Consider the following 21,939-nt stretch of genomic DNA (forward strand, 5'->3'; position numbering starts at 1 on the left):
CTGCTCTTATTGGTTTAACAAACGGTTCACTTCAGCCTCCGCATCCGCAACTGCTTGAGCGGGATCTTTTCCTTCCAGCAATACTCTGTGGAACTCTTCGTTGATCGTTTTGTTAATCTGGCTTACATTTTCTACAGGCGCCAGCATATCAACGGATTTTTCAAGCTGCTGCGCTGCAAGGAATCTGCCTCTTTCCGAAGGATCTTCGGAATTCTCTCCCTCAGTAAAGAATGGATCTTTAGCCGCTTCTTTAACGGAAGGAAGAATAGCGACAATTTTGGCGAAGGCCAGTTGGTTCTCGGCATTCGTAATAAATTGAGCGAATTTGGCCGCTTCTTCCTTATGTTTGCTCTTCTCGGAAACGGCAATATTCATAATGGCAACGTGAGATTCTCCTGTGGAGCCTACCAAGTTGGTAGCCGCTGCGGATTTATTATATACTTCTGGAGACAAGTCATTGATTTGGCGGAACAATTGCGGTCCGGTTTGCCAGAAGGCTAATTTTTCCTGAGCGTACCATTCCGGAATTTTAGCTTGTCCCAACAAAATTTCTTCAGGAATTAATCCTGCGTCATATCTTTCTTTAAATTTCTTGAAAATCTCTACTGTCTCCGGTTTGTTGAAGGCGGCCGATTTGAAATCGTCGCTGACGATGTTGATACCGTATCTAGGCAGGTATAAATGAATATCTTTAATGGAATGTCCATAGAACCCGGTAACTTCTTTAATGGCCGCAGACATTTCCCATGCTTCCTCTTCCGTTGCCGGCGGATGATCAAATCCAGCCTTGGCCAGCAGTTCTTTGTTATAAAGAATAACGGCATTGGAGAGATACCATGGCAGTGCGTAGGTAACTCCTTCGAATTGCCCGGAAGTCCATACTCCTTCGAAGAAGTCTTTCTTCGCATCCGGCAGCAGTTCGTCAATATTCGCTACTGCACCGAGCGCCGACAGCTTCTTCAAGAAATCCGTGTTCAGGTTGAGCACGTCCGCAAGCTGCCCGGAAGCGGCTGCAGTAAGCGTTCTTTGTTCCACATTATCGAACGGAATATCCTGCCATTCAACCTTGACTCCCGGATTTTGTTCCTCGAATGCTTTGATAACCCCATTGATGTAGTCATCGAAGGTCGGGCTTAGCGAAATCGTCCAAAACGTTATCTTTTTCTCACCGGCTGCCGCTCCCTTGTCCCCGTCTCCCGGTTTCGAAGAACCTTCTCCTCCGCCACCGCCGCCGCAAGCGCTAACAAGCATGACGAGTGCAAGCAACATTACGAGCCATTTTCCCTTTTTTAATACCAACACTGTTTCCCCCTTTTTATTTAGGCCATGTTCTAGTTGTTCTGAAACCGATTACTTATTGGTTCCAGTTGATCAGATGGAAATTTATTCCACCGAATCATAACTATTTGAAAAATACCTCCTCCTTATATAATATCCGATAATTAAAATACTGCAATGACTTTATATTAATTTTTATTGCCAACTTTATTAGAAATGCTTTTATTTAAGTATATAAGAACAAAGTCCTTAAAAGCGACCTCCTAATACCGGAAAATGCATCACCAAAAAAAGCCTAATCCATACAAAAAAACCATCTACTTGCCTCCGGCAAATCCGAGGAAGTACATGGTATGCAGCCGTCTGGTGCTCTATTCACCGTGGCTTGTAGGACTTTTTTGACAAAGATCCCTTTTGGACGGGACAGGAAGGCTTCCTTGGTCTATTCCGTACGGAGCGGCGGCAGCTATGCCTTATTCGCGGCTCGCTTCCCACTCCTTTATCCAATCTTTTTCCTCCTTGGTAAGAGGAATCTTGTCCAACAATTCAGGACGACGCAGAAAGGTCCGGTGCAGAGACTGCTGTCTCCGCCACTTGTCAATGTTTCCGTGATGTCCGGAGAGCAGGACTTCCGGAACCTCCCAATCTCGAAACTTGGCAGGCCTCGTGTAATGAGGATATTCCAGTAATCCCGTACTGAAAGAATCGGTTACGGCAGAGCTTTCATTCCCGAGCACCCCTGGAAGAAGCCTAGTCACACAATCGATGACTGCCATGGCCGGAATCTCTCCGCCGGTTAGCACATAATCGCCTATGGACAGCTCATCGGTGACCAAATAGCGGCGAATTCTTTCGTCGTAACCCTCATAATGACCGCAAATAAAAATAAGATGCTCTTCGGCCGCCAGCTCCTCCGCTTTACGCTGGGTGAACGTCTCCCCTTGAGGACACATCAGAATGACGCGCGGCTGAGATTGCAATCCGGCCATCCGTTCTTCCACAGCGGCAAAGATAGGCTCCGGCTTCAGCACCATTCCTCCCCCGCCGCCGTAGGGGTAGTCATCCACCGTATTATGCTTGTTGTTGGCGTAATCGCGGAAATTGATCGTCCGGAAGGAGACAATCCCTTTCTCCCGAGCTTTGCCCAGTATGCTTGACCCGAATACGCCCTCGAACATTTCCGGAAACAACGTCAGAACATCTATATTCATTCTAATCCATCATACCTTCCATCACACGGATCGTGACCCTCTTGCCGGCCACATCGACATTTATCAAGACATCATCAATAACGGGCACAAGGACCGGTTTGCCTTGGGGACGGTTTACCACCCACACATCGTTGGCTCCGGGAGACAAGATTTCACCTATCATTCCCAAAACCTCCCCTTCCTCCGTCTGAACCGTGCATCCGATGATTTGATGATAATAATATTCTCCTTCTTCGAGCTCAACCAGATCCTCTTCCGTTACTTTAAGCATCCAACCTTTATATTTCTCCACTTGATTAATATCATCCAGACCGGAAAATTTAACGAGATAGACGTTTTTCTGAGGACGCCCGGATTCGACAATGACAGGCACCCGTGTTTTCATCTCTGCATCGGTGAGCACCAATCGGCTTCCTTTGCGAAAACGAATGTCGGGAAAATCGGTTTGGGGGACGACTTTCAGTTCCCCTCGAATGCCATGTGTATTAACGATTTTTCCCACGTTAAACAATTTTCCACTCATGAATGACCTCCATAATATTGGATTAGGAAGATACGGGAAAAGGGCTAGGTGACCCTACCCCTTTAATCCGTTCGCTTCCGTCAGGAGACAATCTCCACCGAAACGCGCTTATTCTCTTTAACTGCTGCCGATGTTACTACGGTCCGCAGCGCTTTGGCAATGCGCCCCTGCTTGCCGATCACCTTACCGACATCGGAAGGATGAACCGTAAGCTCATAAACGGTCGCATGCTCTTGTTCCACCACATTCACCTGAACTTCTTCCGGATGATCGACCAGTGCTTTAGCTATGACGGATATCAGATCCCTCATGATAACCCTCCGAACAGACGGAATTATTTTTGATGCCGAAGCTCGTGGAATTTGGTCATAATACCAGCTTTGCTGAACAAGCTGCGAACGGTATCGGAAGCTTGTGCCCCGTTCTGGAGCCATTTCAATGCTTTCTCTTCGTCAATCTTAACGTCTGCAGGTTGAGTCAGAGGGTTGTAAGTACCGATCTCTTCGATAAAACGGCCATCACGAGGAGAGCGAGAGTCGGAAACAACCAAACGGTAAAAAGGAGCTTTGTGAGCACCCATCCGCTTCAAACGAATACGAACTGCCATGGATCAATTCACCTCCTTACAAGATTTCCGGGCTGCGCCGGCGGTTATTTAGCCGAAGGGGAACTTGAAGCCTTTACCCAATTTCCCTTTCAAGCCTTTGCCGCCCTTGCCTCCCATCATGCCGGAAAATTGCTTCATCATCTTGCGCATATCTTCAAATTGCTTAATTAATCGGTTAACCTCCTGAATGGAGTTTCCGCTGCCGAGAGCAATTCTTTTGCGCCGGCTGGCATTAAGCAATTCCGGTTTACGCTTCTCTTCGGTCGTCATCGATTTGACGATCGCGAGTGTGCGGGCCATTTTTTTATCATCGATCTTGAAATCCTTCATACCCTTCATTTTGTTCATTCCGGGTATCATTTCAAGAAGCTGGTCCAAAGGTCCGAGCTTCTTCATCTGCTCCATCTGCTCCAGGAAATCTTCGAAGGTAAACTCCGCATTGCGGAGCTTCTTCTCCATTTCTTTCGCTTTCTCTTCATCAATGCTGGAACGGGCCTTCTCGATCAAGGTGAGCATATCGCCCATTCCCAAAATCCTCGAAGCCATCCGGTCCGGATGGAAAGGCTCCAGAGCATCGATCTTCTCGCCCAATGCGGCGAATTTGATCGGGCATCCCGTTACTGCCTTAACGGAAATGGCCGCCCCGCCGCGGGTATCTCCGTCAAGCTTGGACAGAACAACACCGGTCAATTCCAACTGCTTGTGGAAGCTCTCTGCTACATTCACCGCATCCTGGCCGGTCATGGCGTCAACGACCAGCAGAATCTCATGCGGCTGAACCTCCGCCACAATCTGCTTCAGCTCGTCCATTAATTGTTCGTCGATATGCAGACGTCCGGCCGTATCGATCAGGACGTAGTCGTTGCCGTTCTCCTTGGCATGAGCGAGCGCCGACTTGGCGATCTCCACCGGGCTGACCTGGTCTCCCATCGTAAATACCGGAGCCTTGATCTGATCTCCCAATACCTGAAGCTGTTTAATGGCGGCGGGACGATAGATATCACAAGCTACCAACAGCGGGCGGTGATTCTGCTTCTGCAGAAGCTTCGCCAGCTTGCCGGTTGTCGTCGTCTTCCCGGCCCCTTGCAGTCCGGCCATCATGATGACGGTCGGCGGCTTATTCGCCTTGGCCAGTTTGCTCTGGGTTCCGCCCATCAGCTCGGTCAACTCTTTATTGACGATTTCAACAACGACCATTCCGGGCGTAAAGCTCTTGAGCACTTCTTGTCCCACGGCCCGTTCCTTAATTTTGGCGATAAACTCCTTAACGACCTTGAAGTTGACATCGGCCTCCAGAAGCGCCAGCCGTACCTCGCGCAGTGCCTCATTCACATCGTCTTCCGACAGCTTCCCCTTGCCTCTCAGCTTACCGAACACATTCTGAAGCCTGGTAGTTAACCCTTCAAATGCCATTTACGCCACCTCCTGACCTTATACCGCTCGAATCTATGTTTTTAACTACTCTTAATATCCAATATTACATGATCAGTCGACAAGACGCATCTTCTCCAGCAAAGGTGCCGCCTTGATCCGAAGATCGGGGCTCGCCTCGCCCAGAAGGTCTTCCAGACGGCTCAGGCAATCCGTTCGCTGCTCATGCTTCGCCAGAAGCCGCAGCTTCCGCTCGTACTCCTCCAGCATCAGCTCTGCTCGCTTGATATGTTCATATACCGCTTGCCTGCTGATAGAAAATTCGGAAGCAATCTCTCCAAGCGAATAATCGTCATGGAAATAACAGGACAAAAATGTTCTCTGCTTCTCCGTCAGAAGCTCCGAATAAAAATCAAACAACAGGTTGATCCGGTTTGTCTTCTCCAGCATCGGATGCTCGGGCATGCTTCCACCCCCGTCAAGGAAAAACACTTTACACACTTTGCTTATTGTAACCGACCCGTTTATTGTTGTCAAGCGAATAACCTTGACAGCCATCCCATTCTGCATCCGGTACCTGAATTGTCCCGCAGCCGTCGACCGTGGCGGCATCCTCCGCCTCAGTTTTCGTGTGGAATTCGGTTTACCGATCCCTTCCGTTTGTATTCTTTTGCCAATTTATGATTTAACGGATAAATCCCCCTTCTCATAACAAAATAATAGAATATGAAAAACATCGGAGGGAAGAAACTATGAAGCGCCGCCATCTGTATCTATTTGCACTTAGCTTGCTGCTCATCGTTGTTTACGGATGCGGTATCGGCAGGGAAAAGGAAAACAGTTCGCAGCCATTCGGACCGGATACGACGGATTCGCTCATATCCAAAGTCGAACAGAACTATGAACGGACACAAGAGCAGGCCGTTCTTCCCAAACTGCCCGCAGCCTCTCCCGTTACGGAGAAACCGGCAGATCCCGCTCCGCCCGTAACTGAACCGCCGAAACCTTCAGCCGGCGACAAGGAGAACCGTTCATCGGCTGAACCGGAAGCATCGCCGTCTGTACGGGAGCAGCCCCCCGTTCCTGCAGCGCAAGCTCCTCAACCGTCAGAGCCGGACAAGCATAAGGAGAAACCTAAATTAAACAAGCCTAAGCCTTTGCCCAAGCAGTCCGGGGAGATCGCGGCCGGAAAAAAAACGACCCGACAATCCTCGGGCACGTCATCTCAACTGACCTTGTCCGAGTTAAGGGCTAAATATCCCGATTCCTTTCGGCTCAAAGGCTCTTCCAAAGGAAAGAAGGTCGCTCTGACCTTCGACGACGGACCGGACCAAAGATTCACTCCGCAAGTATTGGATGTTCTAAAGAAGTACAATGTCAAAGCCACCTTCTTTCTGGTCGGCTATCGGGCGGAGGCCAATCCGGCAGTCGTGAAACGAATTGCTAAGGAAGGACATGTCATAGGAAACCACTCCTACAATCACCCGAATTTTCCTAAGCTGCCGGTCACCGTCTTTGAACAGCAAATCAACCGGACCCAGAACATTCTCAACCGTCTGATCGGCTATGAACCGAAATTTATACGCCCTCCCTACGGAGCGATAAATGAAGAACAGCTTCAATGGGCGATTAAGAATCAATTTCTGATTGTCAATTGGGATGTGGATTCGTTGGATTGGAAAGGGCTTGACGCCAAACAGGTTTCCGCCAATATTCTTAATCATGCACATGCGGGAGCCATTATCCTTCAGCATTCCGCAGGAGGCAACGGCCAGAACCTTTCGGGAACTGTCAAGGCCCTTCCCGGAATTATCGAGAAGCTGCAGGCGGACGGGTATGAGCTCGTTACGATTCCCCAGCTGCTGAACATGTCCAAGAGCAAATAGTCCGGACTTCCGTCGGATAACCACACTTTTCAATGATATGTACAGGAGCTATAGAAACAGCAGCCGGAAGAAGAAGGACTCCGGCTGCTGTTTACTTAATCCAGAATGTAGATTTGCACATTTTGTTTGCCGAATTTCATCGCCTGCTGCCGGGAATCGGGAACGAAAACATCCACCCGGTTTCCTTTGATCGCACCGCCTATATCGGTAGCTGTAGCTACCATTCCTCCTGCCGGAAGCCCGTCATAGGAATAGCCGGTAATAAAGACCTTCGACCCCAGCGGGATGACGGCAGGATCCACTGCAATACTACCGACCTGCAGAGGATTTCCGAAATAATCACGTCCTGCGTAGCCTCCGTTTTCCTCGGCCGATGCCGTATAGGCAGACGCTACCGCAGGAATTGCTTTCTTATATGTTAAGGTTTGCCCGGTCGGAGTAACGATGACGTTTGCTTTCACCGGTACAGCGCGCATCGCCGGAGCCGATTTGCTCTCCTCCTGCTTCGGTTTGTCCGCTTTGGCTTTAGGAGTGGATGCGGCCAAAGGCTGGGCATGGACAGCGGGAGCGGGCGAACTCTGCTGAACGGGCGGGGCTTCCTCCTGAGCCGGCGCTTCGGGTGCTGCAGCCGCTAGAGCATCCCCCTGCGGTTGATCCGCCTGCTGCTCCGCAGGAACAGGCTGCGGCGCTTTAACCCACTGTGCGAACTTCATCTCCCGAGGATCCGTTCCATGGGCTTCGGTTTCGTTCCATTTCTGGGAGGCGGCGGATACGGTCGTAGCCAAACTGATAGCAACGGTGATCACGGCAATGATTCGGAACGGGACTTTGGAAATCAATCGATTCATAGACAAGGTTCTCCTTTAAGTACTGCCGACGAGGTTAGCTGTCGGGTTAGGATTGAGGATACAACCCCGCATCTGTCGACGCTTCACCCCAAGCGGAAGACAGATACAAGCATTTTCCGCAAAAAACATCCCCCGTACTTATCTTTCACAAACGATAAGTTTTGGCATTAAGGAGGCTACCATACTCGTATTGGAATGAACATCCACAGAATTTGGCAAACGGTAATGTATGCGCTACACATCACGTAATTATGCATACCGTGAAATATATTCCACATTACTATGAATATGAATTTTATGGCCCTATTGGTATTATTAGGTCTATACCCTATTCCCTAATTGTTCTTGAAAATTTGCAGTTCCTTCATTTCCTCCGGAGTCAACGCCGCCAGCTTTTGCTCCAGCCGAAGCTTTGAATAAATGTAAGGTGAAACTTATACGCTTATTTTAAAAAAAGCTCCTAACGGAGCCTCTTCGAAGATGAATAACCCGGTTTTAAAGGTAGCTTTTTATGCCAATTAGAAAGTTTGTTCCATTTTAATACTTTAATGAACTTAAACTCTCTAATGCGGTAAAAAAGGACCGTTTCAACGGTCCTTCGAATCATCTTTACCATTTATCGCGCATAACCTCATCGCGCTTCTGCTTGAACTCCTCTTCGGTGATCAGCCCTTCTCTCCGCAATCTCTCCAGCTTCCTCAGCTTTTCTTCAAAATCAACGCCGGCTTCCTCCATACTGCGGTTCAGCGGCCTGTCCGGTCTGACATCCACTTCCCATTCCGCGGCTCCCTGGCTGGAAAATAAATTATAACCATGGTACCCGGTAATGGCTATCGCAATGACCGTCCATAGCACTCCAAATATTCCCCCCATAGGCATAACCATCGTAAATCCTATAATCACGAAAACAATTCCGACAATCATGCCAAGGAAAGATGCGGGCTTGCTTGGACGAACCCGGCCTCTATAGAACATCTCGCCTCCCCCTTTCCGTCTCCCATTACTTGGTTACCTTATTATACGGAAGATATAGAATCCGGTTGCAAAGGCTGCCCTTCATAATCAGACCATTTGGTTATTTAATGTTTTTCAACAACCTGAAAGGGGATGAAGATATAGGCCAAGGATAAACGGCTATCGCCGTCCTTAGGACGGGCGCGTTTACCGATGAAATATAAGAACAAGTATAAGTCGAAACTTATACTTTCTTATATTTTTAAAAAAAATCGCCGCCCCTTATTGGGAACGGCTATTTCCAAGTCCATGTTCAAGCTTGGGTTTCTTCCTCTACAGTTTCTTCCGTGATTAAGCCGGCGAATAAGGCATGCACGAACTGTTCGGAATCGAACGGCTCCAGATCGTCCATTTTTTCCCCGAGGCCGACCAGTTTAACCGGAATGTTCATTTCTTGACGAATGGCCACTACAATTCCGCCCTTCGCCGTACCGTCGAGCTTCGTCAGCACAAGGCCCGTCAGGCCGGTCTTATCCCCGAATAATTTCGCTTGGCTAAGCGCATTCTGTCCGGTCGTGGCATCCAGCACCAGCAGCACTTCGTGAGGAGCGTCAGGCACTTCCCGGTTGATGACCCGGTAAATTTTATTCAGTTCTTCCATTAAATTGACTTTGTTCTGCAAGCGGCCCGCCGTGTCGCACAGCAGAATATCGACTCCCCGCGTTTTGGCCGCCTGTACGGCATCGAACATGACTGCCGCCGGGTCCGAGCCGGCTTGCTGCTTAATCACATCGACTCCGACCCGCTGGCCCCACACCTCCAGCTGCTCAATCGCTCCCGCCCGGAACGTATCCCCGGCGGCGAGAAGCACCTTCTTGCCCTGCTGCTTAAAGCGGTGTGCCAGCTTGCCGATCGTGGTCGTCTTGCCGACACCGTTCACGCCGACAAACAGGTAGACCGTTAACCCATTGTCAGACACTCTTAGCGAGTTGTTCTCGTCCCCTTTAAGAAGCTTGACCAATTTCTCCGAAAGTATAGGCTTCAGCTCGGCGGCATCTTCAATCTTCTGCTTGCGAACCTCCGCCCGCAGATCGTCAATCAGCTCCATCACCGTATTGACGCCCACATCCGCACCGATCAGAATTTCCTCCAGCTCTTCATAAAATTCTTCGTCAATTTTCTTGCGGCGAAGAATTAAATCCTCCACTTTCTCAACGAAAGCGTTCCTCGTTTTGGCCAGGCCTTCCTTAAATTTATTGGTCACCGCTTCAGTTTTGCTAGAAATGCTTTCTTTTAGTTTCTTGAAAAAACTCATTGAATTTCCTCCAGTTCGGACTTGTACTCACCTTTAGGCCGAAACGGCCTCATCTTCCTCCAGCTTAACGGAAACCAGCTTGGAAACTCCGCCCTCTTCCATCGTGACTCCATACAGAACGTCGGCTTCTTCCATCGTTCCTTTCCGGTGTGTGACGACGATAAACTGGGTTTCGTTGGAGAATTCCCGCAAATATTCCGCAAACCGGGATACATTCGCTTCGTCCAGCGCGGCCTCCACCTCATCAAGAACACAGAACGGAACCGGCTTTACGCGCAATATAGCAAATAACAGGGCAATGGCGGTCAACGCCCTCTCTCCGCCTGACAAGAGCTGGAGATTCTGCAGCTTCTTGCCCGGGGGCTGGGCAACGATTTCAATTCCGGTCGCAAGCGGGTTTCCCGGCTCCGACAGGATGAGATCCGCCCGGCCTCCGCCGAACAGCTTGGCGAACACAACGACGAAATGCGAACGGATCGCTTCGAACGTACTGCGGAAACGGCGCGACATTTCCTCGTCCATCTCCTTGATGACCTGGTAGAGCGTAGCCTTCGCTTCCATCAGGTCCCCTTTCTGCTCGCTAAGAAACTCGAAACGTTCACTGACCCGGCTGAATTCTTCGATCGCTCCCAGATTGACCTCGCCGAGCCCCGAGATGGACCGCTTCAGCTCTTTAACCGTATGCTGAACTTCTTCAATGTTATCGGGAAGAGGATAACGTTCCTTGGCCAGCTCATAACCGATTTCATAGTCCTCGGACAACTTCTTGAGCAGATTGTCAAGCTCCACATCCAGCCGATTGGCCCGAACCTCGGTTTGATGAAGCTGTTCCTCCACCCGCTTCAGTTCGTTCCTCTGCTCTCTTGTTTTGCTTTCCTCCTGCTCCAGTTGTTGAATCCAGTTGGCCCGTTCCGCCCGTTTGAACTCGATCGTCTCCAGGCACTCCTGCTTCTGAATCTTCAGCTGATTGAGCTGCTCCACCTGCTTAACGCTTTGGTCTTCAATCTCGCTCAGATCCTTGTCCATCTGCAGGAGCAGATGCTGGTTCTGTTCCTGCTCGCTCTGCGATAACTTGAAATCTCCTTCCAGCCTCCGATACTGTTCCACCAGAGACTGCTTCTCCTGGGACAGGGAAGCCGCCTGTACCTTAAGCTCGGTTAATTGGCCCAGTAGCTCTTCCTTGGCCGATTCGCTCGCTTTACGCGCAAGCTCGGCTTTCCGGATAGCCTCTTGCAGTTCCTGCTCTCTCCGGGCAAGCTCCTCAAGCAGCTCCTCCGCTTCCCTTCTGCGAGTCTCGAATTGCTCCCGCTCCTCGGTCAAAGCCTGCTTATCCTGTGTATAGAGGGTGTAATGCTCCTCCATTTTCTTCGCTTCGTTGGTCAATGGAGCAAGCTCGGCGGCATACTGCTGCTCTTCGATCCGCTTCTGCTCGCCCTGCTCGCGAAGAACTTCCAACTGCTCGTTCTCGGAAGCTAGCTCCACCTTCAATTGCCCGGATTTGCCGACCAGCAGCGACAGTTGGCTTTGCGATTGGGCGATTTCCTTCTCCAGCTCCTCTATCTGGCGCTGCCGCCCGAGTAAGCTTGTCGATTTCTTATGCTGGCTGCCTCCCGTCATCGAGCCTCCCGGGTTAACGATATCGCCTTCCAGCGTCACTACCCGGTAACGGTATTGACAGCGGGCCGCGATCCGGTTAGCCTGCTCCAGAGTCTGGGCGATGATGACATGGCCGAGCAAGCTGGTTACGATCGACGTATACTTCGGGTCATAACGAATCAAATCGGCGGCAATGCCGACGAAGCCATCGGTACTCTGTACGGATTTACGGTCCGATTCCCCGATTGTTCTGCCGCGGATGACGTCCAGCGGCAGGAAGGTTGCCCTTCCCAACTGCCTTTGTTTCAGGAAAGAGATGGCCTCGCGGCCGTTAGCCTCATTCTCCACGACAATGTGTTGAAGCGCACCGCCAAGCGCCGTCTCTACAGCAAGCTCCACTTCCGCCGGAACCTGGATCAGCTCCGCAACGGCGCCATGAATCCCGCGCAAACCGCCAGGCCGCTTGGTCGCCTTCAGCACTTCCTTGACCCCATGCATAAAACCGTCATAGTCGTTCTGCATCTCTTTCATCGTATCTCTCCGGGACACGATGGAGTCAAGCTTCTGCTCCCACTTACGGACGGTCGCCTGAGTCTGCTCCAGCAGACTGGTCTTCGTCCTCAAGCTTTCGAGCTTCGTACTGTATTGCTGGCGGATATCGGCAAGCTGCTCCCCGGCCGCGGCAAGCTTCTGTTCAAGCTCCGCTTTGCGTTCGACGAGCCGCTCCCTCTCCTCCGTCCATTTCGCCTTTTCGTTCTCGAGCCGTTCCGCCCGGCGCTGTATAGTTTCCAACTGTTGCTCGGCATAGCGGATTTCGTTACGGCTCTGGGCCATACGGTTTAACGTCTCCAACAGCTCCGCCTTCAGCTCTTCCTCGGTTTCGCTGCTGATGCCTCCTTCAACCCCCAGAAGCCTCTCTTCCTCCGAAGCCAACCGGTCACGGCAATCCTCGAGCTGCTGGGAGATTTCAACAATCTTATCCTTGGTTTGCTTAATCTCTTCCTGCTTTTCGGCGAGCCGTTCCGCTTGGTGCCGGATCGTCTGCTCCAACTGCGCCCGATTGCCGATCGTATTCTTCCTGCGCTCTTTTAATACTTCTCCATGGCCCTCGCACTTTTCGGAGTCTTCGCTAATTTGCAGCAGCTTAGCCTGCAGCTCCTGCAGCTCCTGATCCAGTCTCCCTGTCTCCCAACGGTGCTTCTCCAGGAAGGCGTCATGCTGGTGAACTATCCCGGCCAATTCCATCTGCTGAGCCCGCAGCTCGTCCAGCTTCTGCTGTGTCTCGGACCAGCTCTGGTGGATGTTATCTATTTGATACACATAAACGGAAATTTCGCTCTGCTTCAGCTCTTCCCTTAACCGCTTATACTGCTTAGCCTTCTCGGCCTGCTCCTGCAGAGGCCCGATCTGATCCTCCAGCTCGGAGACCAGATCATGAATGCGAAGCAGGTTCTGCTCGGTTTCGTCCAGCTTCTTTTCCGCGTCCTTCTTACGGGTCTTGTACTTGACAATCCCTGACGCTTCCTCAAATATCCCTCTTCGGTCCTCGGATTTCGTGCTTAATATTTCTTCAATCCGCCCCTGCCCGATAATCGAATAAGCTTCCTTACCGATTCCCGTATCCATGAAAAGCTCGGTAATATCTTTCAGGCGGCATGGTTGTTTATTGATGAGATACTCGCTCTCCCCGCTTCGGTGCACCCGACGGGTGACGGTCACCTCGCTGAAATCAAGCCCGAGAGCATTGTCGGAATTGTCCAAGGTTAAGGATACTTCCCCGTAATTAACCGCTTTACGGGAATCGCTTCCGGCGAAAATCACGTCCTCCATCTTGCCTCCGCGAAGAGATCGGGCGCTCTGTTCACCCAAGACCCAGCGGATTCCGTCGGATATGTTGCTCTTTCCGCTTCCGTTCGGACCCACGACGGCGGTAATTCCTTGTACAAATTCCAATTCGGTTTTGTCGGCAAACGATTTGAATCCCGCCAGTTCAATCCGCTTTAATAACATGGTCTCACCTCAAAGCTATTGTATCATAACCTGTCGCAATAAAAGAGGGGAACTTGCTTCAGCAAATACAGGTCATATTGATTTTTTATGGCCGGATTTATCCATTTCTCATGGAAAAAGAGCGAAGCAGGCGGCGGCCATGACCGTCCCTGTTCGCTCTCCTCCGATGCATGCCGGTTTGCCGGCGGTTCATCTGACCTTGACATTCAAGCTGAGCAAGGCCTGTGCGGCGGCTTGCTGTTCCGCCTCTTTCTTGGAACGACCGCATCCTTGGCCGAGCAGCTTGTCGCCCATCTTCACTTCCGCGATAAATTCCTTCTCATGCGCCGGTCCCCGTTCCTCGACTATCCGATATTCCAGGAGCCCCATATTATGCTGCTGTGTATGTTCCTGCAGTTGGGTTTTGTAGTCGAGAATTTGCGGCTTCCCTTCTCCGGACAGCTTCGGGAACACATGCTGGCGAAGAAACACTTTGACCGCTTCCAAGCCTTGATCCAGATACAGGGCTCCGACGAAAGATTCGAAGACATCCGCAAGCAAAGCAGGCCGGGTTCTTCCCCCTGTCAGCTCTTCCCCTTTGCCGAGCAGCACGTAACTGCCGAAATCGAGCTGTTCGGCAAACAGGACCAAAGATGGTTCGCAAACGATAGAAGCTCTGAGCTTGGTCAATTCTCCCTCGGTCCGATGAGGAAACGTATCATACAAGTATTCCGAAACCGTCAACTCCAGTACCGCATCCCCCAGAAATTCCAGTCGTTCATTATCCTTGCTCCCTGCGACCCGGTTCTCATTCACATAAGAGGAATGGGTAAAGGCTTGGCGCAGCAAAGACGGATTATGAAAACAGATGCCGAGGGCGGACTGGAGCTGCTTTAAATCCCGATTCATCGAAAACACCTGCTTTGTTAGGTTATTCTTCGTATTTCCTCAAAATAATCGTTGCGTTATGACCTCCGAACCCGAACGAGTTGGACATCGTTACTTTAACGTCGGTTTTGCGTGGAGTATTAGGTACGTAATCGAGATCGCACTCCGGATCCTGATTATCCAGATTAATCGTCGGCGGAAGCATGCCGTGCTTGATGGCGAGCCCGCAAATGACCGCCTCTACTCCCCCGGCCGCGCCCAACAGGTGCCCGGTCATCGATTTGGTCGAGCTGACCGCAAGCTTGCTTGCATGCTCTCCGAACGCTTCCTTGATGGCCTTCGTCTCCGAAATGTCGCCAACCGGCGTCGAAGTGCCGTGAGCATTGATATAATCAACATCTGCAGGTGTCAATCCGGCATCTTGCAGCGCCTTCTTCATACAGCGCGCCGCTCCATTCGGATCCGGATCGGTCATATGATGAGCGTCTCCGCTCATTCCGTAGCCGATCACTTCGGCATAAATTTTCGCGCCGCGCCGCAGAGCATGCTCCAGAGATTCCAGAATGAGAATTCCCGATCCTTCGCCCATGACAAAACCATCCCGGTCCTTATCGAAGGGCCGGCTTGCCTTCTCCGGCTCGTCATTGCGCGTTGACATGGCCCGCAGAGCACAGAATCCGGCCATGCCGGTCGGCGAAATAGTCGCTTCCGCGCCGCCGCAAATCATGACATCCGCGTCACCGCGCTGAATGATCTTGAACGAATCCCCAATCGAATGGCTTCCCGTGGCACAAGCCGTCACAGCCGTCGTATTGGGACCCTTCGCCCCGGTGGCCATCGATATTTGTCCGGAAGCCATATTGGCAATCATCATCGGGATAAAGAAGGGGCTTACTCTCTTGGGACCTTTCTCCAGCAAAATCTTGTGCTGCTCCTCCCAAGTGGTTAAACCGCCGATTCCCGATCCGACAATAACCCCGACCCGTTCCGGATCGGTCTGATCTCGTATATTTAAATCCGCATCCTGCAAAGCCTTCTGGCTGGCCGCCAGTGCAAATTGCACGAAACGGTCCATGCGGCGCGCATCTCTTTTATCCATATAATCTTCCGGGCTGAAATCTTTAATAGATGCCGCAATGCGCGTGGGATACTCGCTAACATCGAAGCTCTCGATCAGAGAAACACCGGACTTACCTGCCATCAAATGATCCCAAAATGTTTCGAGCTCATGACCGAGTGAAGTCATAATCCCCAAACCTGTTACAACCACCCGCTGTGCCATGGTTTCACCTCTATACTTAACATTTATGGCTGATTTCCTGTGAAGCGGCAAGGCAGGATAAGTCCCGTTGTACTAGACCAAACGGGACTTACCGGCTTATTGCTTATTAGATTCTATGTAGGCGATAACTTCTCCCACGGTTGTAATCTTCTCCGCATCCTCGTCGGAAATCTCCATATCGAACTCGTCTTCCAGCTCCATAACCAATTCCACTACATCTAAGGAATCAGCGCCTAAATCGTCTTTAAAAGATGCTTCAGGGGTAACTTCGGATTCCTCCACCCCAAGGCGATCAACGACAATTCGCTTTACACGATCCAAAACATCGGACATCCCGGCTCACCTCCTCTTTGGTATTATACGAAAATTAGCACCAAATTACCATAGAATCGTAAACAAGCTTTTACTAGAAATGAGACTTTCGGCAGAGCGGTTCTTTTAACGACCGCAGCCGTCTCCCAGACTTTTCATTTCCTAGCAACAGAAGGAAGCAATCCGGCGGTAACCGCTAAACCGTGACTTGACTTCCGACTGATGGAGAAAGTTGCAGGCACACCGGTCCCGGCAGAGCTACATGTACATTCCGCCGTCGATATGAAGCGTCTGTCCGGTCATGTAGGCTGCATCATCGGAGGCCAGAAAACGGACCGCCTTGGCAATTTCCTCCGGCTGTCCCAGCCTCGCAAGCGGAATCTGCCTCAGCAGTTGGTCCCGGGTCTCTCCCTGCAGCTGGTCGGTCATATCCGTCACAATAAATCCGGGAGCTATTGCGTTGACTGTAATACCGCGGGAGGCCAGCTCCTTCGCCGCCGTCTTGGTCATGCCGATGACACCGGCCTTGGCCGCGGCGTAGTTAACCTGTCCCGGGTTGCCCAATGAACCGACAACGGAAGAGATGTTGATGATCCGTCCGGACCGCTGCTTCATCATCGGTCTGGTCACCGCCTTCAGGCAGTTGAACACTCCCTTGAGATTGGTGGCGATGACTTCGTCGAACTCGTCTTCTTTCATACGCATAATTAGATTATCCCTAGTTATTCCGGCATTATTCACCAGAATATCCAGGCGGCCGAATTCCTCCACTACCTGCTTGACCATTTCTTCGACCTGGGCGGAATCCTTCACGTCGGCTTTGATTTTCATCGAGCGCCGGCCGAGAGCGGTAATCTCCTTAACCACCTCTTCGGCAGCGCCCTCGCTGCCCGCATAATTAACGACCACATCCGCCCCGGATTCAGCCAGATGAAGAGCAATGGCCCGGCCGATCCCTCTGGAAGCCCCGGTGACGAGGGCGATTTTTCCTGTCAGCATCAAGTTCCCTCCTGTTTCACAGATTGTAATCCGATTAGTTACCTATTGAGGTGTTGCAGCAAAGACGGGTGTTAACTACAACTCGGCCAGAGCTTGGTCAACCGCCTCTTTGCTGTTGACGGACAGAACCCGGACTGACCGGTCGATTTTCTTGATCAAGCCGGCCAGCACGGTTCCCGACCCCAATTCGACGAACGTATCCACCCCTTCGTCGATAAGCCGGCGAATGCTATCCTCCCAGAGAACAGGAGCGCATACCTGCTCGACGAGCAAGCGGCCGATCTCCTCCGGATCGGTTACAGGCTGGGCGCTTACGTTGGCGATGACGGGAATCCCCGCCGGATTCATCGGAACATTCCGCAGCGTATCCGCAAGGCGCTCGGCCGCCGGTTTCATCAGCGAGGAATGGAACGGACCGCTGACCTCCAACGGCAGAACGCGCTTGGCCCCCGCTTCCTTCCCGTGCTCAATGACCGCCTGAACGCCTTCCTTGCTTCCCGATACAACGATCTGGCCGGGGCAGTTCACATTCGCGGGCTCCACTATCCCCGCTTCGCGGGAAAGTCGGGCGCACAAGCTCTCCAACGCTGCGCGGTCGGCACCCAGTACAGCGGCCATAGCCCCTTGGCCTCCCGGCACCGCGGATTCCATATATTCTCCGCGCAGCCGGACGATCCGGACCGCATCTGCGAAGGACAGCACTCCGGCCACGACCAGAGCGCTGTATTCTCCAAGACTGTGTCCCGCCACATAATCCGGGGCGGGAGCAGCCTGGCGTAACGCTTCATAATAAGCGATGCTTGTCGTAAGCAGCGCGGGTTGGGTATGATAAGTTTTCTTAAGCTCCGCTTCGGGCCCCTCGAAGATCAGCTTCTTCTGATCAAATCCGAGCACCTCGTCCGCTTCATCAAATATTTTCCTGGAGTCCGGGTTCGATTCATATACATCCTGCCCCATCCCCACGGATTGGGCTCCTTGCCCCGGAAAGACAAAAGCTAATTTCCCCATCGTCCGTCCCCTTTCCACAGTTCATAACGTTCTCATGCAAAAGCGGTCGCCCGCCGTTTCCCGGACGGTCCCTTATGCAGCCAACTTCCTGATTCTCGGCGCCTTGCAATTACCAGATAAGCACCGAGGCCCCCCAGGTCAATCCGCCGCCGAAACCGACGAGAACGATGCAATCGCCTTCCTTGACCCGTCCTTCCTCCACCGCTTCAGCGAGGGCGATCGGTATCGATGCGGCCGATACATTCCCATACTTCTGTAAATTGATCATGCATTTATCCTCGGGCAGCTCCAAGCGATTCAGGGCCGCCTGAATGATTCGAATGTTCGCTTGATGCGGAACCAGCAGATCAATTTCCGATTTGCTGATTCCGGCCTTGTTCAACGCTTCTTCAGCGGCTGAGCCCATGATTTTGACCGCAAATTTGAATACTTCCTTACCCGCCATATAGATATAGTGCTGCTTCTGCTCCAGGCTGGCTGGGCTGGCAGGGCAGCGCGAGCCGCCTCCGGCAATTTTCAGCAGCTCTCCGCCCGAACCGTCGGCTCCAAGCTCGAACGAACGGAAGCCTCTTCCTTCAGCGACCGGACCTAGCACAGCCGCTCCCGCGCCGTCTCCGAACAGGATGCAGGTATTGCGGTCGGTATAATCCGTAATCTTGGACAAGCATTCTGCTCCGACAACGAGAGCATATTTATAAGTGCCCATGGCAATAAAATTGGAGGCGTTGGCAAGCCCGTATATAAATCCCGAGCAGGCGGCGGACAAATCGAAAGCCGCGGCCTTCTTGGCGCCAAGGCGATCCTGGAGTATACAGGCCGTCGAAGGGAACGCCATATCCGGCGTGATCGAGGCTACAAGGATCAGGTCTAATTGTTCCGCCGTTATCCCTGCTTGCTCCAGAGCCACTTGGGCCGCTTGGAAGGCCAGATCCGACGAAGCTTCATGCTCCGACGCCAGCCTTCTTTCCTTAATTCCGGTGCGGGTGGAAATCCACTCGTCATTCGTATCGACCATCTTCTCCAAATCTTGATTGGTAAGTACTCGCTCCGGAACGTATTTGCCCGTCCCGATAATGCCAACCGGTATCAACTTCATCTAATACACTCACTTCCCGCTGCTAATTTCGGAGGAGATGGAAGCGACCAGATCGTTCTGCAGGGCCATTCTCGCCTGGCGGACTGCGTTCTTGATCGCGTTGGCGTCGGAAGAGCCGTGGCTTTTCAGCACCAGCCCGTCAATTCCGAGCAATGGCGCGCCTCCATGCTCCGTATAATCGAGTTTCTTCTTAAATTGGGTCAAGCCCGGCTTCAATACCGCCGCAGCCAGCTTGGTTGTGAAGCTGCGGGTGAATTCTTCCTTGATCGCGGAAAATATCGCCCCTGCGGCTCCCTCCAGGCTTTTCAATAATATGTTACCTACGAAGCCGTCACATACCAGCACGTCGCAATTTCCATTCAGAACATCGCGAGCTTCCACATTGCCGACAAAATGAATGGGCGCCTCGGCCAGCAAAGGATAGGCGGCCTTGGTCAATTCGTTGCCCTTCATTTCTTCCGTTCCGACATTCAACAGACCTACCCGCGGCTTAGTCAGTCCATGAACCTTGCTCCGGTATACACTGCCCATGATGGCGTATTGGAGCAAGTTGGTCGCGGAGGAATCCATATTGGCGCCCAGGTCGAGCGCCAGCACCCCTGTCCCATCCATGGTCGGGATCATCGGAGCAAGCGCCGGCCGCTCAATCCCGCGGATCCGGCCGACAACGAGCAAGCCGGTCGCCATCAACGCTCCCGTATTGCCTGCCGAGATCATGGCATCGGCCTGCTTCTGCTTGACCAGGGTGCCGGCGACGACCATGGAGGCGTCTTTCTTCCTGCGGACGGCCTTGACGGGCTCATCATCCGCCAGGATGACGTCTTCCGCATGGTGAACGGACAGGTTGGCGGGCTTGTCCTTCAACAGGGGCTCCAGCTTCTCCGAATGTCCGACGAGAACGAGCTCCACGTCGTTCCATTCTCTGGCAGCCGTTAAGGCCCCTTCCACTGTGGCCCGAGGAGCGTGATCCCCGCCCATGGCATCAATCGCGATCCGCATTCAGATAGCCTCCTTCGCCGCGCTCTTTCTTCGAATGATAAATTAAGAAGTTTCCTTGAAACACAAGTTCGTCATTGACATAGGTAAACACTTCTACTTTCGCCTTCCCCCTCGTCACGGTTCGGACATAGCATTTGGCTACGCATTTCTCCCCGAGCATCACCGAACGGATAAACCGGATATCCGCGGAGGCCGTCAAAGCGATAGCGTCGTTAATCACCGCTACAGCCAAAGAATTCGCCTGCGCGAATATATGATGGCCGCGGGCGATTTTGGTCCGGGAGAAGACATGCTCTTCCCTGATTTCAAAAATCGATATTCCGCTTTTATCCAACTGCAAATCGATAATTTCTCCGATCACTTCGTGAAGCGGCAACGAGCGGACCTGATCATACGATTGTTCGGCCATCAGTTTGATGCGCTCCCTTAATTCAGGGATCCCCAGCTCCAGCCGGTCCAGCCGGATCGTCTGGATGCTGACCCCAAACCGCTTGGTCAGTTCTTCGTCCGTAACGAAGGGATTATCTTCAATCGCCTTCATCAGCTGCTGCTGGCGAAGCCGTTTAGGTATGCGTTCTATGGTGCCGCACCGCCTTCTTCTCAATGATTATCCGGAGTTACCCGGCCGGTTTCTATCCGGTTATTACTTCATTTTATTACCTGGTGCTAATCTGTAGTATATATAATTCTGGGCCAAATGAAAAGAGAAGCGCGAAAACAAAAAAAATAGCACCCCACCCGAAAAGATGAAGCACTACTTCAAACGATTATTGTTTGATAATTTCTCTGCCTTTGTATGTTCCGCAAACTTTGCATACGCGATGAGCCACCTTAAGCTCTCCGCAGTTTTCGCATTTGACCATGCCAGGAACAACTAATTTAAAGTGAGTCCGGCGCTTGTCACGACGGGTTTTGGATGTTCTCCGCTGAGGTACTGCCATGGATTTCCACCTCCTTTAACGTGGGATAAACCATCGCCGCCTTGGCGCGGCAATTCAAGTTTATCTGGCTATATTAGATTCGCCCGTTAGGAATCACGGCACAATCTAACGAATCTGCTCATTGTTGCTTGAAATAACCCCGGAACTTATAAGTTCTTTACTATTCAAGGATAAACGGCTATCGCCGTCCTTTGAACAGGCGCGTTTACCGATGAAATATAAGAATAAGTATAAGGTGAAACTTATACTTTCTTATATTTTGAAAAAATCGGCCAGACCGGCAAGCCGGGGATCGATTCTCTCCACCTTGCATTGACAAGGCTCGGTATTCCGGTTACTCCCGCATACGGGACACAGCCCCCGGCATTCTTCTCCGCACAGCGGGGCATATGGAAGGGCAAGCACAACGGCCTCTTCCAAGTAAGGGATTAAATCTACTTTATCTTCGGTCACTACGTGGGCATCCTCCAGCTCGCTCTCCGGCAGTAATTCGGCCGATCCCGCGAACAATTCCCGGAAAGGTATGACCAGCGTTTCCCGAACCGGATCGAGACACCGGGAACAAGCCATCTCCAGGTCCAGAGCGAGTTCTCCGGAGACAACGACCATGCCGGATTCCCCTCTAGCTTCGAGGTCCGTCTTGAGCATTCCAAAGCTGCGCAAGTCTTCGCGATCCTGCAGCAGGCCGGACAGATCCAAGGACTCTTTGATCTGCACAGACTTCTCTTTGGCGATCAAGTCCTTCAGATGAAGCAGCATCATTATTCACCCCAAACAAACAAAGTTAATTATAGCGATAGTGCCGATCTTTTGTCAACATTTTCTGTCCATGCTAT

At 51.7% G+C, this 21,939-nt stretch carries 22 protein-coding genes and 1 riboswitch; of the genes, 1 reads left to right on the plus strand and 21 read right to left on the minus strand.

Annotated features, from left to right (window positions below):
• Window positions 1-6: 6 nt before the first annotated feature.
• The 7 genes from FS806_RS03470 to FS806_RS03500 all read right to left on the minus strand — a co-directional run bounded on the left by FS806_RS03470 (window position 7) and on the right by FS806_RS03500 (window position 5,455).
• Window positions 7-1,299 carry an ABC transporter substrate-binding protein gene (locus FS806_RS03470; protein WP_144933220.1) on the minus strand — a complete coding sequence of 431 codons (1,293 nt, stop codon included), beginning with the start codon at window positions 1,297-1,299 and terminating at the stop codon, window positions 7-9.
• 452 nt (window positions 1,300-1,751) lie between these two features.
• Window positions 1,752-2,489 (minus strand): tRNA (guanosine(37)-N1)-methyltransferase TrmD, encoded by a 738-nt coding sequence (gene trmD / locus FS806_RS03475; RefSeq protein WP_144933222.1) that lies wholly within the window; start codon window positions 2,487-2,489, stop codon window positions 1,752-1,754.
• 1 nt (window position 2,490) lies between these two features.
• Window positions 2,491-3,012, minus strand: coding sequence for a ribosome maturation factor RimM (rimM, locus tag FS806_RS03480; protein WP_144933223.1), 522 nt, complete (start codon window positions 3,010-3,012; stop codon window positions 2,491-2,493).
• A gap of 80 nt (window positions 3,013-3,092) precedes the next feature.
• Window positions 3,093-3,323, minus strand: a complete 231-nt coding sequence (locus tag FS806_RS03485; RefSeq protein WP_144933225.1) for a KH domain-containing protein — start codon at window positions 3,321-3,323, stop codon at window positions 3,093-3,095.
• Window positions 3,324-3,346: 23 nt separating this feature from the next.
• Complete coding sequence (gene rpsP, locus FS806_RS03490) at window positions 3,347-3,619, minus strand: 30S ribosomal protein S16 (RefSeq protein ID WP_144933227.1); 273 nt, start codon at window positions 3,617-3,619, stop codon at window positions 3,347-3,349.
• A 48-nt stretch (window positions 3,620-3,667) separates the two neighbouring features.
• Window positions 3,668-5,032 carry a signal recognition particle protein gene (gene ffh / locus FS806_RS03495; RefSeq protein ID WP_144933229.1) on the minus strand — a complete coding sequence of 455 codons (1,365 nt, stop codon included), beginning with the start codon at window positions 5,030-5,032 and terminating at the stop codon, window positions 3,668-3,670.
• Between the two features lie 72 nt (window positions 5,033-5,104).
• Complete coding sequence (locus tag FS806_RS03500) at window positions 5,105-5,455, minus strand: putative DNA-binding protein (protein WP_144933230.1); 351 nt, start codon at window positions 5,453-5,455, stop codon at window positions 5,105-5,107.
• 287 nt (window positions 5,456-5,742) lie between these two features.
• On the opposite strand from FS806_RS03500, the gene FS806_RS03505 reads away from it, so the two are divergent.
• Window positions 5,743-6,876 carry a polysaccharide deacetylase family protein gene (locus FS806_RS03505; protein ID WP_144933231.1) on the plus strand — a complete coding sequence of 378 codons (1,134 nt, stop codon included), beginning with the start codon at window positions 5,743-5,745 and terminating at the stop codon, window positions 6,874-6,876.
• Window positions 6,877-6,971: 95 nt separating this feature from the next.
• Here the strand turns inward: FS806_RS03505 and FS806_RS03510 are convergent, their stop codons facing one another.
• The 14 genes from FS806_RS03510 to FS806_RS03575 all read right to left on the minus strand — a co-directional run bounded on the left by FS806_RS03510 (window position 6,972) and on the right by FS806_RS03575 (window position 21,865).
• Window positions 6,972-7,724 carry a 3D domain-containing protein gene (locus FS806_RS03510; RefSeq protein ID WP_144933232.1) on the minus strand — a complete coding sequence of 251 codons (753 nt, stop codon included), beginning with the start codon at window positions 7,722-7,724 and terminating at the stop codon, window positions 6,972-6,974.
• Window positions 7,725-7,732: 8 nt separating this feature from the next.
• Window positions 7,733-7,901, minus strand: a riboswitch (cyclic di-AMP (ydaO/yuaA leader).
• 432 nt (window positions 7,902-8,333) lie between these two features.
• On the minus strand, window positions 8,334-8,699 hold the full coding sequence (locus tag FS806_RS03515; protein WP_144933233.1) for an SHOCT domain-containing protein: 366 nt from the start codon (window positions 8,697-8,699) through the stop codon (window positions 8,334-8,336).
• A 292-nt stretch (window positions 8,700-8,991) separates the two neighbouring features.
• On the minus strand, window positions 8,992-9,993 hold the full coding sequence (gene ftsY, locus FS806_RS03520) for a signal recognition particle-docking protein FtsY (RefSeq protein ID WP_144933234.1): 1,002 nt from the start codon (window positions 9,991-9,993) through the stop codon (window positions 8,992-8,994).
• Window positions 9,994-10,026: 33 nt separating this feature from the next.
• A complete protein-coding gene (gene smc, locus FS806_RS03525; protein WP_144933235.1) occupies window positions 10,027-13,599 on the minus strand; it encodes a chromosome segregation protein SMC in 3,573 nt (1,190 codons plus the stop codon).
• 189 nt (window positions 13,600-13,788) lie between these two features.
• The gene (rnc, locus tag FS806_RS03530) at window positions 13,789-14,487 is read right to left on the minus strand and encodes a ribonuclease III (RefSeq protein ID WP_144933236.1); all 699 of its coding nucleotides are present in this window, start codon (window positions 14,485-14,487) and stop codon (window positions 13,789-13,791) included.
• 22 nt (window positions 14,488-14,509) lie between these two features.
• On the minus strand, window positions 14,510-15,748 hold the full coding sequence (gene fabF / locus FS806_RS03535) for a beta-ketoacyl-ACP synthase II (RefSeq protein ID WP_144933237.1): 1,239 nt from the start codon (window positions 15,746-15,748) through the stop codon (window positions 14,510-14,512).
• A 96-nt stretch (window positions 15,749-15,844) separates the two neighbouring features.
• Window positions 15,845-16,081 (minus strand): acyl carrier protein, encoded by a 237-nt coding sequence (locus FS806_RS03540; protein WP_144933238.1) that lies wholly within the window; start codon window positions 16,079-16,081, stop codon window positions 15,845-15,847.
• A gap of 237 nt (window positions 16,082-16,318) precedes the next feature.
• A complete protein-coding gene (gene fabG / locus FS806_RS03545; protein WP_144933239.1) occupies window positions 16,319-17,059 on the minus strand; it encodes a 3-oxoacyl-[acyl-carrier-protein] reductase in 741 nt (246 codons plus the stop codon).
• Window positions 17,060-17,134: 75 nt separating this feature from the next.
• The gene (gene fabD / locus FS806_RS03550) at window positions 17,135-18,067 is read right to left on the minus strand and encodes an ACP S-malonyltransferase (protein ID WP_144933240.1); all 933 of its coding nucleotides are present in this window, start codon (window positions 18,065-18,067) and stop codon (window positions 17,135-17,137) included.
• A 109-nt stretch (window positions 18,068-18,176) separates the two neighbouring features.
• Window positions 18,177-19,163: a beta-ketoacyl-ACP synthase III gene (locus tag FS806_RS03555; RefSeq protein WP_144933241.1), complete on the minus strand. Its 987-nt coding sequence runs from the start codon at window positions 19,161-19,163 to the stop codon at window positions 18,177-18,179.
• Between the two features lie 9 nt (window positions 19,164-19,172).
• Window positions 19,173-20,162, minus strand: a complete 990-nt coding sequence (plsX, locus tag FS806_RS03560) for a phosphate acyltransferase PlsX (protein ID WP_144933242.1) — start codon at window positions 20,160-20,162, stop codon at window positions 19,173-19,175.
• Entirely contained in the window at window positions 20,146-20,766 is a 621-nt protein-coding gene (gene fapR / locus FS806_RS03565; protein ID WP_255452996.1) for a transcription factor FapR, read from the minus strand. Before fapR ends, plsX begins: the two co-directional genes overlap by 17 nt.
• 163 nt (window positions 20,767-20,929) lie before the next feature.
• Window positions 20,930-21,103, minus strand: a complete 174-nt coding sequence (gene rpmF, locus FS806_RS03570; RefSeq protein ID WP_144933243.1) for a 50S ribosomal protein L32 — start codon at window positions 21,101-21,103, stop codon at window positions 20,930-20,932.
• 252 nt (window positions 21,104-21,355) lie between these two features.
• On the minus strand, window positions 21,356-21,865 hold the full coding sequence (locus FS806_RS03575; RefSeq protein WP_225312601.1) for a YceD family protein: 510 nt from the start codon (window positions 21,863-21,865) through the stop codon (window positions 21,356-21,358).
• Window positions 21,866-21,939: the final 74 nt, after the last annotated feature.

This window comes from Paenibacillus sp. 32O-W, assembly GCF_007679495.1.
GTDB lineage: Bacteria > Bacillota > Bacilli > Paenibacillales > NBRC-103111 > Paenibacillus_L > Paenibacillus_L residui.